The sequence below is a fragment of the Dietzia maris genome, from assembly GCF_014144855.1.
GTDB classification, from domain to species: domain Bacteria; phylum Actinomycetota; class Actinomycetes; order Mycobacteriales; family Mycobacteriaceae; genus Dietzia; species Dietzia kunjamensis.
Genome location: NZ_JAALDN010000558.1, coordinates 1 through 2,854, shown reverse-complemented (window position 1 = coordinate 2,854; position 2,854 = coordinate 1). Strand labels below are relative to the sequence as shown.

Sequence of the window (2,854 nt, the reverse complement as noted above, 5' to 3'; positions counted from 1 at the left end):
ACGGCCAGCCCGTCCGCCCTGGCCTCGCGCAGCAGGGGCAGTTCCTCGTGGTCGGACACCGCCCGGACGTGCAACCGGCCACCCGTGCGCCGGCAGACCTCGAGAAGCCCGGGCAGATCGTCCACCCCGGCGTCCACCGCGAACAGCCCGCCGGCCTCCGCGACCTCCTCGGCGGCCGCCACCACCTGTACGGAGCCCAGGGTCGGCGCGCCGGCGACGCCCTTGCCGGCGGCCACCGCCGACACCCCGAACACGCCACGATCCAGCAACGTCCCGAGCCCGCCGAGATTCCCCGGAACCGCCGCGCCCCACAGGCCGACGTCCACCGTGGACTCGCCGGTCACGTCCTGTCTCCAGCGGTCCACGTCCTCGGGGGTGATCGCGACCGGGTCGCCGTCGGTTCCGTAGTCGATCACCGAGGTGATCCCGCCCTGAGCCGCCGAACGCGTGCCCACCGCGACGTCCTCGGTACTGACGTGCGGGTCGACGAGTCCCGGCATGAGGACCACGTCATCACCGAGCGCGATCGTGTGGTCGCCCGCCAGACCGATGTCCCGCGCCTCCGACCCCGTCCGCACCGACGAGATCACTCCCCCGTCCACCGTGACCGCCGCCTGTTGGATGCGATCGTCGATGACCGCGCGCCGGGCGTGGATCAGGAGTTCGTACTGGGCCACGGGTGGCTCCTTCCGGGTTCTCGGACGATGGCGGGGCACCCTTCACCCGACATTGTCCCCCACGGCGGGCTCCCCCGCGGGAGCGCGGCCGGATAGCGTTGCCATGACCAGACCACGCCCCAGGAGGCCCCGCATGACCGACACCCCCGCCGGATTCGTCCACACCGCAGACCTCGTCGACGAGATCGGCGAGGACGTCCGCAGCTGTGACACCCAGTTCCGCGACCTCGGTGGCCGGACGGAGTTCTTCGGCCCCGTCTCGACCGTCCGGTGCTTCCAGGACAACGCGCTGCTCAAGAGTGTGCTCGGCGAGCCCGGCGAGGGCCGGGTCCTGGTGATCGACGGCGGTGGCAGCCTCCACACCGCGCTGGTGGGAGACCTCATCGCCGAGCTCGGCCGTTCCAACGGCTGGGCCGGGGTCGTGGTCAACGGCGCCATCCGAGACTCGGCGGTCGTGGGCGGCATGGACTTCGGATGCAAGGCCCTGGGCACGAACCCGCGCAAGTCCAGCAAGACCGGCGACGGCGAACGCGACGTGACCGTGAGCTTCGGCGGGGTCGACTTCGTCCCCGGTGACACGCTCTACGCCGACTCCGACGGGATCGTGGTGCGCTGACCCGACCGGGTCGTTCGTCGCACCCGCCCGAGCGCCTGCGGGGTGTGCCCGCGGGCGGGGTCGCTCAGGAGGCTCCCCCGAGGCTCGCGACCGGGATGGTGAGCACGTCGCCGATCGAGGCCTCGGGACCGTAGCTGCCCAGGGACCCAGGCGCATAGGAGCCCGTCGCGTTGGGCAGCTCCACCGACAGGATGACCGAACCGGCGTTGATGAGCCCGGTGAGCAGGTCCGTCAACGAGCCGGTCCCGAGCGACCCGTAGCCGAGGCTGAGAGTGGAGACGGCCGCGGCCGCGGGCTCGAGGTTCATGCACCGCAGAGCGTCGGTGTGGGTCGTGATGTACAGGCATCCGGCGGCGGCGTCCGGATCCATCGGATCCACGCGATCGATCTGCTGTGCCGTCGCCGTGCCGGCACCGGTCAGCAGCGCGGTGGCGGCGAGTGCCGAGACGGTCGCGGCGAGGGTGGTCGTGCGCATCGGGATCCTCCGGGTCGTCGCCCCGCCCCACGGCGGGGTCTCACCAGCAGATGGTATCGGGGGTCACACCCGGGCGGCGCGCGACGCGGCGTCCCGGCCTGCTCGGTCGATCAGGCCTCGCGGCGGATCCAGCGCAGCAGAGGCCCGAGTGAGACCCGGTCGGTGAGGTCCAGCCCACCCAACTCGAGCATGGACTCCTCCTCCGGGGTGCGCCCGGATTTGCGACGCAGCGCCGCGAGAGCGGTCTTCACGCCCAGCCGCTGCCGGAATCCCAGCTGGTCCGGGGTGACCACGCCCCGCAACTGGAAGAGCTTGAGATCGCGGAGCTGATCGCCCGAGAACTCACTCGACATGAGCTCGATCCGGGCGTCATCGGTGACCGGAGTCGGGCCCACCATGACGACGGCGACCCGGCGCCCGGCCTCGACGAGCGCCTCCCAGTTGTCGCGGATGAACGCCGAACCACCCAGCCCGCCGACCGCCCGCATCCCGGTGACGAGGACGACCGTCCCGGCGACGACGAGTTCGGCCGGGTCCACGGCGTCGTGATGGGTGGCCCCGGTGTCGAATTCCTCGGCGAGCCAGGTGGCGTAGCGCCTGGCGCCGGGGTCATCGTCGTGCAGCACCACCGGAGCCTGGATCGTCCGCCGCGTCTCGTCCGCCATCAGGCCTCTCCCCGTCCGTCGCGCGCGACCACCCGGGCTGCGCGCCCCCCGATCTCCACCACGTCGCCGTCGACCAGGCCGCGACCACGACGGGTGTCCACCTCGTCGTTGACGCTCACGGCGCCGGAGGCGACCGCGTCCTTGGCCTCGGCACCCGAATCGAGCAGTGATGCCAGCTTGAGGAACTGCCCGAGCGTCAGCTTGCTGCTCAGGTCGCATTCGACGTCGTCGACGGGTGGACCGGCCGGCGGGGGTGTCGCCCGGCCGGTCCGTCCTCGTCCTGCGATGTGGCGGCTCATACGCCCGAGCCTATCGGGCGCGCCGTCACGCGAGCGGACCCGTCCTCGCGGGCTGATCGCCGGGCAGGTCCCCGCGGCCGCGTCGCGTCACCAGGGCCAGCCCCGTCCCGCCGGCCACCAGT

At 72.3% G+C, this 2,854-nt stretch carries 5 protein-coding genes; 1 reads left to right on the top strand and 4 read right to left on the bottom strand.

Annotation, left to right across the window (positions count from 1 at the left end):
• The coding region (locus tag G6024_RS16195) for an amidohydrolase family protein (RefSeq protein ID WP_478213500.1) at nt 1–677 on the bottom strand (677 nt) is incomplete at its 3' end.
• 133 nt (nt 678–810) lie between these two features.
• Between G6024_RS16195 and rraA the strand changes: the two genes are divergently transcribed.
• Nucleotides 811–1,293 carry a ribonuclease E activity regulator RraA gene (gene rraA / locus G6024_RS16190; protein ID WP_067714919.1) on the top strand — a complete coding sequence of 161 codons (483 nt, stop codon included), beginning with the start codon at nt 811–813 and terminating at the stop codon, nt 1,291–1,293.
• Between the two features lie 64 nt (nt 1,294–1,357).
• Here the strand turns inward: rraA and G6024_RS16185 are convergent, their stop codons facing one another.
• The 3 genes from G6024_RS16185 to G6024_RS16175 form a co-directional block, all read right to left on the bottom strand.
• A complete protein-coding gene (locus G6024_RS16185) occupies nt 1,358–1,768 on the bottom strand; it encodes a hypothetical protein (RefSeq protein ID WP_132062233.1) in 411 nt (136 codons plus the stop codon).
• A gap of 110 nt (nt 1,769–1,878) precedes the next feature.
• Entirely contained in the window at nt 1,879–2,433 is a 555-nt protein-coding gene (locus G6024_RS16180; protein WP_159149166.1) for a hypothetical protein, read from the bottom strand.
• Complete coding sequence (locus G6024_RS16175) at nt 2,433–2,732, bottom strand: RNA-binding S4 domain-containing protein (protein ID WP_235027950.1); 300 nt, start codon at nt 2,730–2,732, stop codon at nt 2,433–2,435. Before G6024_RS16175 ends, G6024_RS16180 begins: the two co-directional genes overlap by 1 nt.
• Nucleotides 2,733–2,854 lie beyond the last annotated feature (122 nt).

Bases quoted from the DNA above. Each gene is read 5' to 3' on its own strand.
- G6024_RS16180 (WP_159149166.1), bottom strand. From the start codon at position 2,433: ATGGCGGACGAGACGCGGCGGACGATCCAGGCTCCGGTGGTGCTGCAC.
- G6024_RS16175 (WP_235027950.1), bottom strand. From the start codon at position 2,732: ATGAGCCGCCACATCGCAGGACGAGGACGGACCGGCCGGGCGACACCC.
- rraA (WP_067714919.1), top strand. From the start codon at position 811: ATGACCGACACCCCCGCCGGATTCGTCCACACCGCAGACCTCGTCGAC.
- G6024_RS16185 (WP_132062233.1), bottom strand. From the start codon at position 1,768: ATGCGCACGACCACCCTCGCCGCGACCGTCTCGGCACTCGCCGCCACC.